The 18,969-nt window shown below is 62.6% G+C and carries 12 protein-coding genes, 1 tRNA gene and 2 pseudogenes; 8 read left to right on the top strand and 7 right to left on the bottom strand.

Features of this window, described 5'->3' with window-relative positions; all coding sequences use genetic code 11:
* Positions 1-127: 127 nt before the first annotated feature.
* From AC3EMP_RS10920 to AC3EMP_RS10940, 5 genes are all read left to right on the top strand, one after another.
* Complete coding sequence (locus tag AC3EMP_RS10920) at positions 128-1,081, top strand: DMT family transporter (RefSeq protein ID WP_023681873.1); 954 nt, start codon at positions 128-130, stop codon at positions 1,079-1,081.
* Between the two features lie 425 nt (positions 1,082-1,506).
* A complete protein-coding gene (locus AC3EMP_RS10925) occupies positions 1,507-2,604 on the top strand; it encodes a polyamine ABC transporter substrate-binding protein (RefSeq protein ID WP_023669323.1) in 1,098 nt (365 codons plus the stop codon).
* Between the two features lie 82 nt (positions 2,605-2,686).
* On the top strand, positions 2,687-3,826 hold the full coding sequence (locus AC3EMP_RS10930) for an ABC transporter ATP-binding protein (protein WP_023697298.1): 1,140 nt from the start codon (positions 2,687-2,689) through the stop codon (positions 3,824-3,826).
* 9 nt (positions 3,827-3,835) lie between these two features.
* Positions 3,836-4,801: an ABC transporter permease subunit gene (locus AC3EMP_RS10935; protein WP_352513151.1), complete on the top strand. Its 966-nt coding sequence runs from the start codon at positions 3,836-3,838 to the stop codon at positions 4,799-4,801.
* Positions 4,798-5,616, top strand: a complete 819-nt coding sequence (locus tag AC3EMP_RS10940) for an ABC transporter permease (RefSeq protein WP_352712771.1) — start codon at positions 4,798-4,800, stop codon at positions 5,614-5,616. Before AC3EMP_RS10935 ends, AC3EMP_RS10940 begins: the two co-directional genes overlap by 4 nt.
* A gap of 42 nt (positions 5,617-5,658) precedes the next feature.
* Here AC3EMP_RS10940 and AC3EMP_RS10945 read toward each other — a convergent pair whose 3' ends face one another.
* Complete coding sequence (locus AC3EMP_RS10945; protein ID WP_352712769.1) at positions 5,659-7,512, bottom strand: AsmA family protein; 1,854 nt, start codon at positions 7,510-7,512, stop codon at positions 5,659-5,661.
* A 363-nt stretch (positions 7,513-7,875) separates the two neighbouring features.
* Here AC3EMP_RS10945 and AC3EMP_RS10950 point away from each other — a divergent pair, with 363 nt between their 5' ends.
* A complete protein-coding gene (locus AC3EMP_RS10950) occupies positions 7,876-9,840 on the top strand; it encodes an acetoacetate--CoA ligase (protein WP_023834053.1) in 1,965 nt (654 codons plus the stop codon).
* 265 nt (positions 9,841-10,105) lie between these two features.
* On the opposite strand, the gene AC3EMP_RS10955 is transcribed toward AC3EMP_RS10950, so the two are convergent.
* Complete coding sequence (locus AC3EMP_RS10955) at positions 10,106-14,110, bottom strand: PAS domain S-box protein (RefSeq protein WP_023834052.1); 4,005 nt, start codon at positions 14,108-14,110, stop codon at positions 10,106-10,108.
* A gap of 324 nt (positions 14,111-14,434) precedes the next feature.
* Here AC3EMP_RS10955 and AC3EMP_RS10960 point away from each other — a divergent pair, with 324 nt between their 5' ends.
* Together AC3EMP_RS10960 and AC3EMP_RS10965 are read left to right on the top strand one after the other, a co-directional pair.
* Positions 14,435-14,893 carry a phasin gene (locus AC3EMP_RS10960; RefSeq protein ID WP_023834051.1) on the top strand — a complete coding sequence of 153 codons (459 nt, stop codon included), beginning with the start codon at positions 14,435-14,437 and terminating at the stop codon, positions 14,891-14,893.
* Between the two features lie 346 nt (positions 14,894-15,239).
* A tRNA-His gene (locus AC3EMP_RS10965) sits at positions 15,240-15,316 on the top strand.
* A 469-nt stretch (positions 15,317-15,785) separates the two neighbouring features.
* On the opposite strand, the pseudogene AC3EMP_RS10970 reads toward AC3EMP_RS10965, so the two are convergent.
* The 5 genes and pseudogenes from AC3EMP_RS10970 to AC3EMP_RS10990 form a co-directional block, all read right to left on the bottom strand.
* Positions 15,786-15,914, bottom strand: a pseudogene (locus AC3EMP_RS10970) (glutathione-dependent formaldehyde dehydrogenase); the annotation flags it as partial.
* A gap of 181 nt (positions 15,915-16,095) precedes the next feature.
* Positions 16,096-16,209 (bottom strand): annotated as a pseudogene (locus AC3EMP_RS10975) (SDR family NAD(P)-dependent oxidoreductase); the annotation flags it as partial.
* A gap of 68 nt (positions 16,210-16,277) precedes the next feature.
* Positions 16,278-16,595, bottom strand: a complete 318-nt coding sequence (locus tag AC3EMP_RS10980; RefSeq protein ID WP_031195897.1) for a hypothetical protein — start codon at positions 16,593-16,595, stop codon at positions 16,278-16,280.
* Between the two features lie 91 nt (positions 16,596-16,686).
* Positions 16,687-16,986 carry a hypothetical protein gene (locus AC3EMP_RS10985; protein WP_156939228.1) on the bottom strand — a complete coding sequence of 100 codons (300 nt, stop codon included), beginning with the start codon at positions 16,984-16,986 and terminating at the stop codon, positions 16,687-16,689.
* A 1,095-nt stretch (positions 16,987-18,081) separates the two neighbouring features.
* A complete protein-coding gene (locus AC3EMP_RS10990) occupies positions 18,082-18,888 on the bottom strand; it encodes an IclR family transcriptional regulator (RefSeq protein ID WP_023723361.1) in 807 nt (268 codons plus the stop codon).
* Between the last annotated feature and the right edge of the window lie 81 nt (positions 18,889-18,969).

Consider the following 18,969-nt stretch of genomic DNA (forward strand, 5'->3'; position numbering starts at 1 on the left):
GCGGTGCGCCAAAGGGAATGCCGGGCTGGATCACGTCCGGGGGTAGCCTATGCGCTAGGCGAATACGGCACGTTTCTGTCGTCCATTGTGCATCATGCCGCCCCGAGATAGCCGACAGTCGCACCTCATGACCGATACCGCATCTTCTCCAATCGCCGCACCGCCGATCGTCTCGCCGCGCGAAGAGCGGGTCGGCTTGCTGCTGGTGTTCCTGTCGGCGCTGATGTGGAGCTTTGGCGGCACCATCGCCCGCTTCATCGACACCGCTGACAGTTGGACGGTGGTGTTCTGGCGCTCGCTGTGGGCGGCTTTGTTCCTGATTTGCTTCATGGCCTGGCGCGACGGCTGGCGCGGCATGTTGCGGCTGTTTCGCGACATGGGCCTGCCCGGCCTTGCCGTGGCCGTCTGTTTCGCCACGGCATCGACGTGCTTCGTTGTCGCGCTCGCCTACACCACCGTTGCCAATATCCTGTTGATGCAGGCCGGTGTGCCGCTGCTGGCGGCATTGCTTGCCTGGGTGCTGTTTCGCGAACGCGTCGCCGTCGCGACCTGGGTGGCGATCGCCGCCGTCATCGCCGGCGTCGCCATCATGGTGTCGGAATCGCTCGACGGCGCCGTATCGCCCATCGGCGACGGGCTGTCGCTGCTGATCGCCGTCATGTTCTCGATTGCCACCGTCATCACCCGGCGCTTCGCCCATGTGCGCATGACGCCGGCGACGTGCCTCGGCACGATGCTGGCAGCGGCTTTCGCCGCATCGCAAGCCACGCAGTTTGCCACGTCGACCCACGACATGGCTTTCCTGTTTGCCTTCGGCGTTATCAATCTCGGCCTGGGCCTTGCCTTCTTCGCCACCGGCGCGAGGCTGGTTCCGGCGGCGATCGCAGCACTCCTCGGCACGTTCGAGCCGATCCTCGGACCGATCTGGGTCTGGCTCGTTCATGGCGAGGTGCCCTCGGTGCGCACCATCATCGGCGGCGCGGTGGTGGTCGCCGCGCTGCTCGTCCATATCGCGCTTGAATTCAAGCGCCAGGCGAGGCCTGCACGGCCGGGGACCACTGGCCTGCCATCCCCTAATTGACCCGCCTTTCCCTTGGTTGAGCCCGTCTTCCCTAATAACGCCCGTCTTTCCCCAATTAGCGAAGCCGCACGCCCTATTGACCGAGCTTCCCCGCGCGGGCCATTGACAACCTTACTGCGGCACGGGCAGGCTGGGGCACGGCAACAACAAGACAGGCTTATCTTGCCAAGTGTCCCCGCCGGTCGGACCAAGACCGGACCACAGCGTCGTATCCCTGCCAGCGCCGCGGCGAAAGCCTCTGACGGCGTCAGCGCGCCCGCCATGCGGGCACACAGAGCCATCATCTGCCGCTCGTCGAACCGCCCGGACGGCGCTGGCAGTTCATGCTTGTGGCTGCCCGGAAAGCTCAATACTCTGAAGCAAATGCCCAATCGCGCTCGAACAGCGACGACTTGGCGAAGGAACACTCATCAAAGGAGAACAGCATGATCCGCAAAGCGCTCTGGCTTTCGGCAACCTCGGCATTTCTGACGCTTTTCGCCGTTGGCGGCCATGCCGAGGATCGCGTCGTCAACGTCTTCAACTGGTCGGATTACATCGACAGTTCGATCATTGACGACTTCACCAAGGAGACCGGCATCAAGGTCGTCTACGACACCTTCGATTCCAATGAAATCCTCGAGACCAAGCTGCTTGCCGGCGGCAGCGGCTATGACGTCGTCGTGCCCAGCGGCAACTTCCTGGCCCGCCAGATCCAGGCCGGCGTGTTCCAGAAGCTCGACAAGTCGAAGCTGCCCAACATTTCCAACATGTGGGACACGGTTTCGGAGCGCACCGCCAAATACGATCCGGGCAATGAATACTCGATCAACTACATGTGGGGCACGGTCGGCATCGGCTACAACATCAAGAAGGTGCAGGCTGCACTCGGCACCGACAAGATCGACAGCTGGGATGTTTTCTTCAATCCCGACAGCCTGGCCAAGCTGAAGGACTGCGGCGTCTATGTGCTGGACTCGCCGGCCGACATCATCCCGGCGGCGCTCAAATATCTCGGCCTCGATCCGAACAGCACCTCACCTGACGACATCGCCAAGGCCGAGGAGACGTTGCTGAAGGTGCGGCCGTATATCCGCAAATTCCATTCGTCCGAATACATCAACGCGCTCGCCAACGGCGATATTTGCCTGGCGGTCGGCTGGTCGGGTGACGTCTTCCAGGCGCGCAACCGCGCGGTCGAGGCCAAGCAAGGCGTCGAGATCGGCTATTCCGTGCCCAAGGAAGGCGCCCAGATGTGGTTCGACCAGATGGCGATTCCCGCCGATGCGCCGCATGCCGCCGAGGCACTCGAATTTCTCAACTACATGATGAAGCCGGAAGTGATCGCCAAGTCGTCCAACTATGTGCTGTACGCCAACGGCAACAAGGCTTCGCAGCAGTTCGTCGACAAGGCACTGTTGGATGACCCGGCTGTCTATCCGGACGCCGAGACCCTGAAGAAACTCTATACGGTCCAGCCCTACGATCCCAAGACCCAGCGCCTGATCACGCGCAGCTGGACCAAGATCGTCACCGGCCAGTAAGCAATGCGACATGGTCCCGGCAGCCACCTGCCGGGACCATTCTTCTCTGGGGCAAGAAGCAAAAAATAGGACGGAGTGGGACATGAAATCGCTTGGCAGCATCCGCAGGGATTTCGCGCCATGGAACGACCCGAACGCCAAGCCATATATCCAATTCGAGAACGTCACCAAGAAGTTCGGTGACTTCACCGCCGTCAACAATCTGTCGCTGACCATTTTCGAGCGCGAGTTCTTCGCCCTGCTCGGCGCGTCGGGCTGCGGAAAGTCGACGTTGCTGCGGATGCTTGCCGGCTTCGAGGAGCCCACCGCCGGCCGTATCCTTCTCGACGGCCAGGACTTGCGCGGCATCCCGCCCTACCGCCGCCCGGTCAACATGATGTTCCAGTCCTATGCGCTGTTCCCGCATATGAGCGTGGAAAAGAACATTGCCTTCGGCCTCAAGCAGGAAGGCATGCCGGGACCGGATATCGAAAAGCGCGTCGCCGAGATGCTGAAGCTGGTGAAGCTAGAGCAGTTCGCCAAGCGCAAGCCGCACCAATTGTCGGGCGGCCAGCGCCAGCGCGTCGCGCTCGCCCGCTCGGTTGCCAAGCGGCCAAAAGTCTTGCTGCTCGATGAGCCGCTCGGCGCGCTCGACAAGAAGCTGCGCGAGGAAACGCAGTTCGAGCTGATGGACCTGCAGCAAAATCTCGGCCTTACCTTCGTCGTCGTCACCCACGACCAGGAAGAGGCGATGACCATGGCCGACCGCATCGCCATCATCGACAAGGGCGAGGTGATGCAGGTGGCGACGCCGGCGGAAGTCTATGAGGCGCCGAGCTCACGCTTCGTTGCCCACTTCGTCGGCAATGTGAACATGTTCGAAGGCAAGGTCGCCGAGCGTGCGGCAAACACCACGCGCATTACCGGCGCGACAGGGGCCCAGATCGTCGTCGAAAACAGCACCGATACAAAGGCCGGTTCCGACATCGTCTTCGCCATCAGGCCGGAGAAGATCAAGGTGTCGTCGAAGAAACCGGCCGACGCAGTCAATGCGCTTGAGGGCGAGGTCTACGACGTTGCCTATCTCGGCGACATGACCGTCTACCACATCCGGCTGGATGACGGGCAGATCATCAGGGCAAGCGCGCTCAACGCGGCGCGAGTCACCGAGGACCCGCTGACCTGGAACGACCGCGCCTGGGTCTCCTTCCGGCCGGATGCCGGCGTCGTGCTGACGCGGTAGGGGGCGGGCATGTCCAACATCGCCATCACCGGCACCGGCCCATCGACAGCGGCCAAACCGTTTCTGACACGGCTCGGCGCCGGCTTCGTCAGCCGGCTCGTCATCATCGTGCCCTATCTCTGGCTGCTGTTCTTCTTCCTCATCCCGTTCATCATCGTTTTCAAGATCTCGCTGTCGCAGACGGCGATCGCCATGCCTCCCTACACGCCCGTGCTCGATTTCAGGGACGGCATGTCCGGTTTCTTCGCCGGCTTCCGCGAACTCAACTTCGACAATTATACCTTGCTGGCGCAGGACGCGCTTTACTTCAAAGCCTATGTGACCAGCGTCATCATCGCCGCGATATCGACGGTCCTTACGCTGCTCGTCGGCTACCCGATCGCCTATGGCATGGCGCGTGCGCCGGCAACGATCCGCCCGACCTTGATGATGCTGGTGATCCTGCCGTTCTGGACGTCGTTCCTGATCCGCGTCTACGCCTGGATTGGCATCCTCAAACCTGAAGGCCTGCTCAACCAGCTGCTGCTCGCCACCGGCATCATCGACGAACGCTTGATCATTCTCAACACCTACTATGCGATCTTCATCGGCATCGTCTATTCCTACCTGCCATTCATGGTGCTGCCGCTCTATTCCTCGCTGGAAAAAATGGATTATTCGCTGATCGAGGCGGCCAAGGATCTCGGCTGCCCGCCGACATCAGCCTTCTGGAAAATCACCTTCCCGCTGTCGCTGCCCGGTGTCATTGCCGGCTGCCTGTTGGTGTTCATTCCCGCGGTCGGCGAGTTCGTCATTCCCGACCTGCTCGGCGGATCGCAGACGCTGATGATCGGCAAGACGCTCTGGAACGAATTCAACAGCAACCGCGACTGGCCAGTATCATCGGCGGTGGCGGTGATCCTGCTATTGCTGCTGATCGTGCCGATCATGCTATTCCAGCGAGCCCAGGCGCGCGCCCAGGAGCAAGACAAATGAACACCAGCTGGAGCCGCTTCAACGTCACCTCGGTCGTGCTGGGCTTTGCCTTCCTCTATCTGCCCATCGTGCTGCTCGTCATCTTCTCCTTCAACGAGTCGAAGCTGGTCACCGTCTGGGGCGGCTTCTCGACCAAATGGTATGCCTCGCTGTTCCACAATCAGGGGCTGATGGACGCCACCTGGGTGACCGCGCGTGTGGGTGTCATCTCCGCCACTGTGGCAACCGTGCTCGGCACGCTGGCAGCACTGACCTTGACCCGCTACACCCGCTTCCGCGGCCGCATCCTGTTTTCCGGCATGGTGTTTGCGCCGCTGGTCATGCCGGAAGTCATCACCGGCCTGTCGCTGTTGCTGCTGTTCGTTGCCGTCGGTCTCGACCGTGGCTTCCTGACCGTGACGCTTGCTCACATCACCTTGACCATGTGCTTCGTGGCTGTCGTCGTGCAGTCGCGCCTGGTGTCGTTCGATCGTTCGCTGGAAGAAGCTGCCTTGGACCTCGGCGCAACGCCGGTAAAGACCTTCTTTCAGATCACGCTGCCGGTCATCATGCCGGCCATCGTCTCCGGCTGGATGCTGGCCTTCACCCTGTCGCTTGACGACCTGGTCATCGCCTCCTTCACCTCCGGGCCTGGCGCCACCACGCTGCCGATGAAGATCTACAGCCAGGTGCGTCTCGGCGTGACGCCGGAAATCAACGCCGCCTGCACCATCCTGATCGCCGTCGTGGCGGTAGGCGTCATCATCGCTTCGGTCGCCAACAAGCGGCGTGAGGTGCAACGCCAGCTCGACGAACAGGCCGCGCAGCGCGGTTGATTGCGTCAAACGAGGGATAGGGCGGTCCCGGTAAGGGTCCGCCTATTCGCCTGAGACGCCGCGGCTGATCGGCGAGATGAACGGCGTGCTCCAGGTGCCGCCGACGAAGAATGACGACTGGTTGGATCCCTGCTGGCCATTGACCGGTGCCGCTGCCGGGTCGGCCTGGGTGACACCCCCCGAAAGCGCCAGCCCGCGTCCGCCGTAAGAGGCGATGCCGGACAGCCAGACCTTGTATTTCGCCGAATTGGCCTCGGCCTTGTCCAGCCTTGCCACACCCTTCGAGATGGTGGCCTTGAGCTCGGCGCCGTCCATCGGCAGTGTCCCGTCCGAGACGTCGTCGAGCGCGAAGAAGCCGCCCTGTTCCGTGTGCTTCAGAAATGCCGGCAAATTGAGCCCGCTCAGCGCGCCCGGCCCGAACGTCGCAGAGACCGAGCCGTCGGCGTTCTCGAAGATCGAGTCCCAGGATTTGCCCGGCCCTTTGAGAATGACCGAGACAGTGCCGGTGCTGGCCGGCACCAGCCGCGTCATTCCGGCCGCGGTGCCGAAAGCGGCGCCGTCAATGTCGGAGGCGAGCAGCCGGATCTCGACCTGCGAGCCCTCCGGTTTACGGTCGAAACGCAGGCTGCTTTGCACGTTGCCGCCAAAGGCCGACGCATCGGAGATATCGAAGACGGCAAGCCCGTTCTTCACCTGCGCCGTGGCGGCGACGTCGGCAAGCTGGATTGCGCCGGCCGAGGCATGCGCCGCTGACAGCCTCAGATCGAGATTGATCCGGTCGGCGAAGCTGGTGTCGATTTCGCCGGGACCGGTCTCGCCGGTCGGCCCCAGCGGCGTGAAGGCCGAAAACAGCGACCTGAGGTCGAGCGTGTCGAAGGCGAGTGTGCCTGATATCACCGGCAAGGCGTCGCCGAACGAAAAATCCAGCGCCCCCATTCCCGGGTTGTTGTCGAGCGTCACCGCGGTGTTTTCGAATTTGACGCGGCCGGCGGTCGCCGTGATCTTGCTCGAAATCGAGACCGAACCGATCGCCGTACCAGGAGCAATGCCGGCCTGCGACCATTCCAGCACGCGCCGCAGCGAGGGCGCGGCGAATTTCGCCTGGCCATCGAAATAGGCGTTTTGCGACATGCTGGCCGTGCCGTCGAACGAGAAGCTGGCCGGCGCTGCCTTGAACGAAAACGTGACCGGTGCGGCGCCGCCGGCAAACAGCACCAGCGGCTTGGGCGAGGCGGCATCAACGGTGACGCTCTCGCCGCGCCAGATTCCGGTCGCCGACAAGGTCGCGTTGCTGTTCATCGCTGCCCAGCTCGCCTGGCCGGACAGGCTGGTCAGCAATTCGACGTCCTTGCCGCCGACGGAGGCGACCATGCGGCCGTCCCTGAATTCCACGGTGCCGAACGGATCGGCGGGCAGCTTGCTCAGATCCGGCTTCGTCGGATCGGCGTTGACCACGCCGCGCGCCGTGTCAATGGAGCGGGTGATGCGTCCGCCCGTTGGTATGGCGGGCAGGAATATGCCGTTTGCGGCGCGCTGGACCCGGATCGTCGGCCGCACCAGCCGCGCCGTCGAAAACACCACATCGCCCTGCAGCGCCGCCATGGCCGAAAGGTCGACCTCGACCCGTTCGGCCTCGATCACCGGCGGCGCGTCGGTCTCGGTCCACTGCGACAGCGTGACGTCGCTCAGTATGGCGCGGAACTTCGGCCACACCTCGATGCGCGGCGAACCGGCGATGGTGACCCTGAAACCGCTCCACGCGCTCATTTCCCAGGCGATGCGATCGCGCACGATCCGGGTCGAGGCAAACAGCGGCAGAGCGGCGACGACCAGCGCGATGACGAGCACGGCAACGCCGATCGCCCATATTCCGCGCCGGATCAAAGGTGATGGCATATTGCCCCGGTTGCTTTCATTCCGATAACGCCTGACGGGTGTAACCGCCAGTCGTCACCACGCCTTCCAGCCGTCACTACGACTTAGGGCTGAGGCATTTCAAGTCTTTATGGCCCGGCGATGGCAATTGCGCACATATGGCCGAGTTTAGCGGAACAAAATCTTGCTCTGCCGCACGGTGGTAGGCATAAGCGATGCAGCTTCAGCCTGCTACGAGGCGCGGCGTTTTTGGGGCAGCGACGCCTGTAAAGCTGAGGCTAGTGCATGTCGCCCGGAAGAGTGCAGCGGTTCCGGGACAACGACGTGCATCAAAACAAAAGCATATCTATCTTGCGACGCGACGGGCTTCAAGGAGGATCGATCATGGCTGCCGAAGCACCGCTCTGGACCCCGACGCAAGACCAGATCGACGCAGCACCACTGACCGCGTTCATGAAGGCAGCAGCGGCCAAAAGCGGCACATCCTTCGCTTCCTACGCCGAACTGCACCGCTGGTCGGTCGAGGATCGCGAAGGCTTCTGGAGCCTGCTGTGGGACTTTTGCGGCATTGTCGGCGACAAAGGGACCGATGGGACGGTGCTCGTCGATGGCGACAAGATGCCCGGCGCATCGTTCTTTCCCGATGCGACACTGAACTTCGCCGAGAACCTGCTGAAGAAGACCGGTTCCGGTGACGCGATCGTCTTTCGCGGCGAGGACAAGATCGAGCGGCGGCTGTCGTGGAGCGAACTGCACCAACTGACCTCGCGCTTTCAGCAGCTTTTCCTGTCGCTCAAGGTGAAAAAGGGCGACCGCATCGCGGCGATGATGCCCAACATGCCGGAAACCGTCGCCGCCATGCTGGCGGCCGCCTCCATCGGCGCGGTCTGGTCGTCCTGTTCCCCCGATTTCGGCGAGCAGGGCGTGCTCGACCGTTTCGGCCAGATCGAGCCGGTCATATTCATTGCGCCGGACGGCTATTGGTACAATGGCAAGGCAATCGAGGTAGCCGACAAGATCGCTGCCGTTGCGGCGAAGCTCGAAACCGTCCGCAAGGTCCTGATCGTCGACTATCTCGGTACCTCGCGCGATATCGCAGCGATCATCGACAAGGCCGTGGCGCTCGAAGAGGCGCTGTCACCCTTTACCGCCAAAGCGGTCACGTTCGAGCGGCTGCCGTTCGCGCATCCGCTCTACATCCTGTTCTCGTCAGGTACCACCGGCATTCCCAAATGCATCGTCCATTCGGCCGGCGGCACGCTGGTCCAGCACGTCAAGGAACACCGGCTGCATGCCGGGCTCGTCGAAGGCGACCGCTTCTTCTACTTCACCACCTGCGGCTGGATGATGTGGAACTGGCTGGTGTCGGGCCTGGCCTCGGGCGCCACGCTGCTGCTCTATGACGGCTCACCCTTCCACCCCGACGGCAATGTGCTGTTCAGCTTCGCCGATGCCGAGAAGATGACCTTTTTCGGCACCTCGGCCAAATTCATCGATTCCGTACGCAAGGCCGGGCTCAAGCCTATCCGCAGCCATGATCTGTCGAGTGTGCGGGCGATTTCCTCGACCGGCTCACCGTTGTCGCCGGAGGATTTCCGCTTCGTCTTTGACGGCATCAAGAAGGACGTGCATCTGGCCTCGGTTTCCGGCGGCACCGACATCGTCTCCTGTTTCGTGCTCGGCGTACCGACGCAACCGGTCTGGACCGGCGAGATCCAGGGTCCCGGCCTCGGCCTTGCTGTCGATGTATGGGACGATGACGGCAAGCCGATCCGCGAGCAAAAGGGTGAGCTGGTCTGCACCAAGGCGTTTCCGTCGATGCCGATCGGCTTCTGGAACGATCCTGAGGGCAAGAAATACCATGCGGCCTATTTCGAGCGCTTCGACAATGTCTGGTGCCACGGCGACTTCGCCGAATGGACCGCGCATGGCGGCATGATCATCCACGGCCGTTCCGACGCGACGCTCAATCCGGGCGGTGTGCGCATCGGCACGGCGGAGATCTACAATCAGGTCGAACAGATGCCGGAAATCCTTGAGGCGCTGTGCATCGGCCAGGATTTCGACAATGACGTGCGCGTCGTGCTGTTCGTGCGGCTGGCCGCCGGCGTGACGCTGGACGAGGATCTGGAAAAGCGCATTCGTTCCAAGATCCGCAGCGGCGCCAGCCCGCGCCACGTGCCGGCAAGGATCGTCGCCGTCAGCGACATTCCGCGCACCAAATCGGGCAAGATCACCGAGCTTGCAGTGCGCGACGTGGTGCATGGCCGCGCCATCAAGAACAAGGAAGCGTTGGCCAATCCAGAGGCGCTGGAGCTGTTCAGGAACCTGCCGCAGCTGGCTGAGTGACGCGGCCGGGATGGTTAACCAGATATGTCGGTCGAATTTACCTAGATTTCATGAGTGGTACACATTCGTAAATTTTTTGGACGGCCGGTAAGGAGTTGTTAAGGCCCGGCGTCGATAGTCGCACGTAACTTGAGGGAGAAATCCCGTTCCTCGTCCCCTGAGGATCAGATTCGCTCAAGCCCCCGTTGTGACAGCAAATCCCATTTAAGGCGTCCTGTTGGACGCCTTTTCTTTGTCCGGGATTCTCGCCCGGGAATGGCCGGCTCTATTCGGCCAGCACCCGCGTCGACGGGAAGGCGACCTCGACCAGCGTCCCTTCGCCCGGCGTCGAGGTGATGGTGAAGCGGGCGCGGTTGGCTTCCACCATCGCCTTGGTCAGCGGCAGGCCGAGACCGGTGCCGTCGCCACGCCCGCGCTTCAGCGCATTGATCTGCTTGAATGGCTTCAGCGCCTGCTCGATCTCGGCATGGCTCATGCCAATGCCGGTATCGCGCACCCGCATGACAACGTCGCCGGAGGTTTCATAGGCGGTCGACACGATCACCTGTCCGCCGGCTTGCGTATAGCGAATGGCGTTGGACAGGATGTTGAGCGCGATCTGGCGCACGCTTCTGAGGTCGGCGACGACTTCCGGCAGTCGCGAGGCGAAGCTGGAGCGAATGATGACACGCTCGCGGTTGGCCTGCGGCTGCATCATCGCCACCGTCTCGGCCAGCGTATCGTTGAGCGACACCGCCTCGTAGTCCATTTCCTGCTGGCCGGCCTCGATCTTCGAAATGTCGAGGAGGTCATTGACGAGATCGAGCACATGGTTGCCCGAGCGGTTGATGTCTCTGAGATAGTCGCGGTAGCGGTCATTGGCTACCGGGCCGAACTTCTCGTCCACCATCAGCTCGGAAAAGCCGATAATGGCGTTGAGCGGCGTGCGGATCTCGTGGCTGATGCGGGCGAGGAAATCGGTCTTCTGCGAGGAGGCGCGCTCGGCCACCGCGCGCGCCTGGGTCAGATCCTCTTCGGCCCGCTTCCACTGCGTGATGTCGCGCACCACGGCGCAGAAGCCGCTGTCATTGGGCAGCCTGCCGATGGTCATGAACAGCGGGATGAAGCGCCCTTGCGCCTCGCGCCCGATCACCTCGCGGCCATCGTTCATCACACTCGCCACGCCGGGCTCGGACAGGCCGTTCAGATAGTCGCGCGCCGCGCGCTGGCTTTCGATGGCAAACAGGGAGGCGAACGGTTTACCGGTGACGTCGTCGCTGTCGAAGCCGAACAGCGCCTCGGCCGGCCGGCTGATCGAGCGGATGTCGCCGTCGCGGCCGATCAACACCACACCATCGGTCGCGGTGTCGATGATGGTGCGCATCTCGGCAATGCGCGCTTTGAGTTCGGAGACATCGGGCTGCGTCTGCTCGTCGGCTGCGAGATGCGCAACCATCGGCGGCTCGTTGTCGCCGGTACGTCGCACCACCAGCATCAGCGCCTTGCCGGCGCGCCACGGCACCGAACGCAAAATGGCTTCGATCGGAAATTCCTGGCCCTCGCGCGTCTTCAGTTTGAGTGTGTGGTCGCTTTCGCCGGCCATTTCTGAATAGGGATCGGCAAACAGCGCGTCGAGCCCGCCGGCGTCGCTCAGGTCCTCAAGCGTGTCATAGCCGGTCAGGCCGAGGAATTCCTCATTGGCGTAATGAAGCTCGTCGCCCGAATGGATGAGCAGCGGCACCGGCAGCTTGCCGAGGATCGACGTGTCAGGGGCCTTGTGTTCATCTCCGGCCGAGAATGCCGAAGGCATGAACCCCTCAAGCTTGAGCGGCGGCACTTTCAGGCGCTGTGGTTCTGCCGGCACTGTGTCCGCATCGCCGGCCTTGTCCCCGTCTTCCACGGCGGAATCGGTCGCCTCGTCGGACGGCGCCCAATCCTCATTGTCCTCGGCATCGCGGAAGTCGGCCGACGTCATGCTGTCGTCTTCACCGGCATTGGCCGGCGTCTCGGCAACAACCGGCTGTGGCTCTGCGGCCTCGACGATCTCTTGGGCTTGCGTATCATCCGGTTCGGAAGCCGGCGCAAGTTCGTCGTTGGACGACGTTGCTTCCGTACTGTCTTCGGTGACGGAGCCTGGTTCGGGATCGGCATAGTCGAGCAGGGAGCGCGACACTGTCGGCGCCTTCGCCTCGCCTGCTTCGCTGTCCGCAAGGCCGTCGTCCGGCTGCTCGCCGTCAAGCCGCGTCAGGTCCTTTTCGTCCTCGGCATCGCTTTCCGGCGGTTCGGCCACAGCCGTTTCGCTTTCGGGTGCGGCTGCCGATGGTTCAGCCACGGCAGCCGGACCGGCTTCGTCCGGACTCGAGACCTCGGCGGGTTGTCGGGCTGGCGCGGCTGTTTCAGGCTGGTCCGCCTCGACATGATCCGGCTTGGGCTCATCTGCCTTGGCCTGGTCTGGCGTTACCTGATCCGGATTGGCCGGTTCGGCCTGCTTGGCAGTCTCCGGCTGCTCCGGCGGGGGATTGTCCTTCTTCAGCCGCTCGCCGATTTCGCGGAAAGCGCTGCGCTCCAGCGTCGACAGGCCCCTCTCGCTTGTCGGCTGCTTGTCGTTGGCGGGCTGCCGATGCTCGGCCAGCCGGATGACCTTGTCGGCAAAACGACGTTCCTGCTTCGGCACGATGGTCAGTGCCGGCACTTCGCCCTCGAACGGATCGGCCGCCTTGGGAGCTTCCGCCACGGGCTGTTCCGGGGCCGGCTCGGCTGCTGCCGGTGGCGCGCCATTGGGGACCAGCGCCATGCCGATTGCTTCCGGATCGACCACCGCATCGCCGGCGCGGGCGACGCCGAAACCACGAAAACCTTCGAAGGCGCGGCTGCGGCCATAGACAGGCAGTGCTGCCAGATCGACCGGTATCTTCAGGTCGGAGCCGGCAACCGGCCACAGTACCGAGCGGCCCGACCAGGTGTCGCGCCGTTCAAGCAGGCCCGCGATCTCGCCCGAGGCGTCGAGGCCGAAAGTTGTCGCGACGTCCTTGAAGCGGCGCCCGATCACGTCGGCGGCGGCTTTGCCGACAATGTCGCCGAATTCCGGCGACAGCGCGCTGAACTTGCCGTCGGCGTCGGTGCGCCAGACGAAGCGCAGCGGCGGCGCCGAGCGGTCGACCTCACGTTTGGCGGGAGGCGTAGCCGGTGGGGCTGCGTCAGACGGCAGGGCGGGCGCAGCGGCACTGCTGTCCAACTGCGCACTCTCGGCCGGGGAAACAGAGTCCGGCTCGGCCTGCGCCGGGCTGTCCGGCTCGCCCGCCTGCGGCTCTTCACCGGCATGGAAGTACCAATGATCATGTTGCGCCGGCGCGCTGTCATTCGCCGCCTGCTCGCGGCCGGTCGTCTGCTCGCGATGGTCCGCCTTTGTATCGGTTGACGCCGAAGCATCATGCTCGGTGGCAGCCGGACCTGTCTCCCCGACATCAGGCGCGGCCGCGAGTGGGGCGCCCTGATTCCCGCTTGCGGTGGGGTGGTCAGCCACCGCATCCACCGTTACCGCGTTCTCCGCGGCGGCTTGCGCCGGGCCATCGTCGACCTGCGCTGCAGCAGGTTCGGCATCCAGCTCGCCGACAGGATTTTCCTCGCCGAGCTGATCCTCGTCGATGACCACCAGCAGATGCCTGGACTCGGTCAGGCGCGCGAAGCCGGCCGGATAGGACGTGGCGCCGCCGGGGACCAGCCGCTTGACGATGCGGTCGTCCTGGCTCGCCACGTCGGCGACAAGCGCGGCCAGCGTCTCAGGCCGGATGGCGAGCGCGCCAAAGCCATCCGAAGCCGCCTCGACAGTGCCGGCGGCGTCGACAAAGGCGATGAAATGGCCGTCTTCGGTAAAGCCGCTGATGGCGCGGGCCGCAATGTCGGCAGCACTGCGCGAGCCGGCCTGCGCTGCCGGCACCACCAGCATAATGGCGCTTTCGCCGTCCGGCATAGTCACCGCACTGGCCAGGAAGCCGACGGCGCGGCTGGTGATGCCGGTCGCCAGCCGTACCGTAATGGCGCGGTCGCTGCCGATCTGCGGGAAGCCCGCGGTCGCCATGATCTGGCGCCTGGCGATCAGCGGCAGCTGAGCCGAGGCGCCGATGATGGCCTCGATATCGGGATAGCCGAACACCGCAGCGCCCGGGCCGTTGGCCCAGATCACCTGTTCGAGGTCGGCCGACAGAATCGCGATCGCGTCGCCGGCGGCGAAGCGCTGGCGAACCGCATCAAGCACGGTGACATCGAGGAAAGAGTAGTTCTCGGAAGGCATGCGCTTGGCGGACCCTTTCGGTGAAACCTCTTGGCGAACCCCTCTTGGCGAACCTACAAGGCGGGCAATTTGCAGTTAACGCTTTGTTAATAAAAGCCCGCGCGGCGAAGGTCCACAAGCCATGGCGGGAAGCAGGTGGAATCTCTGGCCACTTGGTTAACAGCCTCTCGGAATGTCCCTGGATAACCTCTTGGGTGACGCATGGGAAGAAATTTATGGTGCACTGCAACAAACATATTGCATCGCACAAAAAAACCGCTATATTGCCATCATACATGAACGAGACGGCTTTTTGTCAAAGCCGCTACCCCGAAAGGATGGAAAATGACCAAGGCCAAGACCGCTGAGACCATCGAAAGCGTCGAATTCCCGAGCTTCGACGCTTCCAAGGCAACCGACCAGATCCGCGCTTTCGCCGAAAAGGGCGTCGAGCAGTCGAAGGAAGCCTACTCCAAGCTGAAGACCGGCGCCGAAGAGACCCAGAAAGTCCTGGAATCGACCTTCGAGACTGCCAAGACCGTTTCCAGCGACCTGTCGCTCAAGACCATCGCCGCTCTGCGCGCCAATGCCGAAGCCGGCTTCTCGCATCTCGAGGCCCTCATCGGCGCCAAGTCGCTGTCGGAAGTGGTCGAACTGCAGACCGCCTTCCTGCGCAAGCGCGTCGAGACCACGGTCGAGCAGGCCAAGGACTTCCAGGCTGTTGCTTCGAAGGCTGCCGAAGACGTCTCCAAGCCGGTCAAGACCGCTTTCGAGAAGGCCCTGAAGGACATCAAGGCCGCCTAATAATTGCGCACAACTCTGCGATGCATCAAAACGTCGCATTTCGTCAGACAAATAGGTGTGCGATAGAGTTGTCCAAATGAATACCCGGCGAGTGGAACCTCCTCCCTCTGCTCTCCGGGGTGACCAGCCAGCACCTCCTCCCGCTGGCTCGTAACAGGAAAAGGCCGGCACCTCCTCCCGCCGGCCTTTTTCTTTTGCCGAAGAAACCGGCGCCTGTTGGCGGAACCGGCTTTGCCTTATCAAAGGCCTTGAATTAGTCTCTGATAGACCGTATTGGACGCATCGCCGAACGACAGAGCGGATCTCGGAGAATGAATTTTCACCACGATCTGGCTCAGGCGAACGTGCCGTTGTAGCTCAGATGGTTAGAGCGCCGGATTGTGGATCCGGAGGTCGCTGGTTCGATCCCAGCCAACGGTACCACCGAATTTCCCGCTAAAGTATTGATTGCCGATCCCGACGATCCACGAGAGATCAAGACACCTGTATGGCCCTTTCGGCAGGGCAGGAAGACCCTGACTGCGCACACACACCGCGGTGCGGATACCCGCGCCGCAGCTTAGGTTTCATCTTACTCCAGCGGTTCGTCGGTCGGCCGAGGCGTCGTGCCTGCCTGACGAGGACGGCCGGCATTGCGATTTGCAACGCGGCTGTCGAGCGGCGATCTGGACGCTTGCTGGGCGCCAGCGGTCTTGGGCGCCGTCGGCCTGGCGCCGGAATCGCTGTCTTCAGCATCGCGAGGGGGATGTGGCAGGCCGGCGGCCTCAGGCGATCTGACCGAAGGTGTGGCGGCCGGGTTTGTCGATGCGGGTTTGTCCTTGGCCATTTTCAACTCTCGCCTTTTCAGCATGCAGACGGCCGGACAACAAAGTCGGGCCATTGGACAGAACGGTCAGCCGTGCGGGCGCATCACGACTTTGATGCAGCCGTCCTCCTTGTCGCGGAAGGTTTTGTAAAGTGCGGGCCCGGCCTTGAGGCCAGCCCGATGGGTGATCACGAATGACGGGTCGATATCGCCGTTGTGAACTTTCTGCAGCGATGTCGCGTTCATCCTGGATCGTCGGATCGGCCACCTGTTCGCAACGTATGTCGCCTTTGCCGTGCCATGTCAGGGCCTTCATGTGCTGTTCCTTGACGACAAGCTCTGCGAGCCCGAACTTGGCTTGATGTGAAATGTTCCCGCTTCGAACGAGCATCCGGCCTCAACCCTTGGCGGCCGAGCCGGGTTCGGCCATGCCGCAATGCTGCTCGGTCAGGGTGCCGGCCGGCGTGCCATGCGCCGCTGCAACCTGCAGCTTGTTTTTCCAGCCGCTGATCGCCTGCTGCCACGACCGCATCCCTGATCGCTTCGCAGGGCAGAGGTTTGGCGCAAGCGCAGGATCTGCTATCGCGCCAGAATCGCGGCGACAACGAACACGACGGCGGCAACGACGACAAGCGCGACAATGGCCAGCACCGGGCCGTTTTTACTCGGGGCCGGGGCGCGCTCGTCGTCCGGCCGCCGCATCGCATTGGCGAAGCTTGCTTGATTAGCGAAAGCCGGCGTGCCCGTCGCTGCGGGAACCGGCACGGCGCAGGTGTCTGCTGCTTCGGCATCGGTTTCCATAGGCGCCGCCGCCGGGTCGAATCCCGGCGTCTTGTCCTCTGTCACCCCAGACTGAATATCGCCTCTGTCTTCGGCCGGGTTACGTTCGACGTTCATGATGATGCTCCTGCCGCTGGCCCGGGCTTCCCCAACCGCGAGCGGATCAGGATGTTCCATCGGGCGGAATCGCCAACAACGAGGAGCAAATTCAGATAGCCTTCAAACAGATGTCCCTGGTGGCAACGCGGGCCATGCAACCGGTCAGCACCGGATTGGTGGTCTCGTTGTAGTCGGCCATGGTCGGCAACGCGGCAGATTCGGCAAAGTTCCAGTCTGGCTCGCAATGCCCGCTTACGCACACCGCCGCTCGTTGACCTTGAGCTGGCTCGTTCCAGCCACTCCAACCCAAATTGCCAGTCCGGCTCCCGGCGGCGCGCTGTTTGGATTCCGTGGGAACATCAACAGCGCCAGCGAGTTCGGTATGTGCAGCGAGTTCCCTGTTCGCCACATGGCCAACATCCGGAGCTCTTGACTGCCCGCGTCTTCGCTCCTGGAGCGCGGGCCACTCCTCTTAGCCCAAGGTTGCGATCATGAGCAGAAACATTCCGGAAAAGCGGGCCAGGCAGGGTGGCTTGGGGCGACCGGTCCTTGGCGTGCTCTTGGCAGGCCTTGTCTTGGCGCTCGTTGCCTGGGGGATCGCTGAAATCTATGGCGAGCAGGCTAAGACACCGGCGACACAGCAAAACAGCCGGGTTCCATCGCCAGATACTTACAGCCCAAATCCTGGCCAAACGGACCCTGCAAACTCCAAGGCCGACGATGTGAATGGCGAACCGGTGGACCGGAATCCCAAGCTCGACAAGGATCCCACGCCGCGATCAAGCACTGGCGGGGATCAGCCAGGAACGCCGCCAGCTCAACCTGCTTCGCCATAGCGTTCGCGCTAGTTGATAAACACAATTCAAACAGATGCGGAAATGTGGAGGGCGATTTCAGCCAATTTCAAGAGCCGGGTCTGTCAATAATCGCCGGCGCTCTCTGATAGCTGGGGAGCCACAAAACCTCCGCTGATTCTTACCGCTTGCTGGATGGCACTGGCGGCTCCAGACCGACTGCGCGCTGTGTCACGCCGGTAGACCTTTGCACCTCTGGGCGCTTTTGAACTTGCAAGTCGATGGAATCGGGCAAGCTGGGTGTAGATGATGCAGTCGTCATCTTATCGAGGTCCGGCAGCAACACCATCTTTGCGTAGCGTGGAGGAACCAGATGGCCTCCGAAAACAGCGAATATCCCGCACACGAATAAAGCGAGAAGCAGGGCCGTAAGCACATCTGTGAAAATCTCGACAAATCTCATGTGCTCGCTCCGCGCGTAAGGATCCCGCCGCGCTCTCGACAGTAAGAGCGGCGGGATCCTCAACCGGCGATGAAGGGACTTTGATCGACGGTCTTCTCCTAATGTGGCTTCCGGTTGCGTGTTCCCTGGTTTGGACCTTATCCACCGACTATGGGACTAAGGTCCGGAACCTAAATGGAACCAATGGGGAAGAGCGGAATCCATGTGCCTTTAAGAGGCTTCAACCTGAGGGCACGACGGCTGATCGTCAGCCTCCCGCCAGAGACAGTCCACGGGCGCGCTCGCGCAGCAACGCAAGCAGTTCGTCGCGCCGTGGCTCCGGCGTGTCGACGGGTAACACCAAACACAAGGTCCTTTTGATGGCGCCGTGGCCGTCACGGATGGGGGCCGCCATGCACCAGGTGAAACGGTCGGCCAAGGCTGTGGTCTCGCTGAAACCCTGCCGGTGGGCCAAGGCAACATCGGCAAAGAATTCGGCTGGTGCAATGATGCGGCCGTCGGGAAGCCTGTAGTCGCCAGATGGGATGAAATCCCTCAACTCTTGCTCGTTCATATGGCCGAGGAGCAGCCGTCCGGATGCCGTCCATGGGATCGGCACCTCAACCCCAACATCGCTTGAGATCCGGAACGGGCCTGGGGAATCTCGGCAGTCAAGAACGACGTATTTGTTGCCACGCAGGCCGCATAGCTGGACCGTCTCGCCTGTCTCGGCGGCCAACTTATCCAAGGTCTCGATGATGCGACGGTAATGGGCATTGTGATGTGAGTAGGCCCAGCCGAACAGATGCATGGCGCGTCCGAAATAGACGTAACCTTCACCGCCGACGTTTTCGAGCATTTCGGCGTCGAGCAGGCTGTTGACGATCTCGTAGGTGGTCGAACGCGGCGCGCCGATCATTTTGGCGATGTCGCCGACGCGCATTGGCGCGCGGTGCCGCAGCAACGCCTCGAGCAGCATGATGACGCGGTCAATGCCGCGTCGTCGTTCGCCGTTGCGCGGCTCCGCGCCGGCTTCCTTCCCGATCGCATCGTTAGTGCCGTCGCTCATGACCATCCGCCAAAATCATTTCGGTTCTCGTCTCAAGGCGCTTGAAAGATGTCAAGGCTCGGTCTAGCATCCAATTTGTCCGATATA

Source organism: Mesorhizobium sp. P160219 (assembly GCF_057786095.1).

Coding starts and splice junctions, on each gene's coding strand:
- AC3EMP_RS10935 (WP_352513151.1), top strand. CDS start 3,836: ATGTCCAACATCGCCATCACCGGCACCGGCCCATCGACAGCGGCCAAA.
- AC3EMP_RS10930 (WP_023697298.1), top strand. CDS start 2,687: ATGAAATCGCTTGGCAGCATCCGCAGGGATTTCGCGCCATGGAACGAC.
- AC3EMP_RS10945 (WP_352712769.1), bottom strand. CDS start 7,512: ATGCCATCACCTTTGATCCGGCGCGGAATATGGGCGATCGGCGTTGCC.
- AC3EMP_RS10980 (WP_031195897.1), bottom strand. CDS start 16,595: ATGAACGTCGAACGTAACCCGGCCGAAGACAGAGGCGATATTCAGTCT.
- AC3EMP_RS10940 (WP_352712771.1), top strand. CDS start 4,798: ATGAACACCAGCTGGAGCCGCTTCAACGTCACCTCGGTCGTGCTGGGC.
- AC3EMP_RS10950 (WP_023834053.1), top strand. CDS start 7,876: ATGGCTGCCGAAGCACCGCTCTGGACCCCGACGCAAGACCAGATCGAC.
- AC3EMP_RS10990 (WP_023723361.1), bottom strand. CDS start 18,888: ATGGTCATGAGCGACGGCACTAACGATGCGATCGGGAAGGAAGCCGGC.
- AC3EMP_RS10920 (WP_023681873.1), top strand. CDS start 128: ATGACCGATACCGCATCTTCTCCAATCGCCGCACCGCCGATCGTCTCG.
- AC3EMP_RS10955 (WP_023834052.1), bottom strand. CDS start 14,110: ATGCCTTCCGAGAACTACTCTTTCCTCGATGTCACCGTGCTTGATGCG.
- AC3EMP_RS10960 (WP_023834051.1), top strand. CDS start 14,435: ATGACCAAGGCCAAGACCGCTGAGACCATCGAAAGCGTCGAATTCCCG.
- AC3EMP_RS10925 (WP_023669323.1), top strand. CDS start 1,507: ATGATCCGCAAAGCGCTCTGGCTTTCGGCAACCTCGGCATTTCTGACG.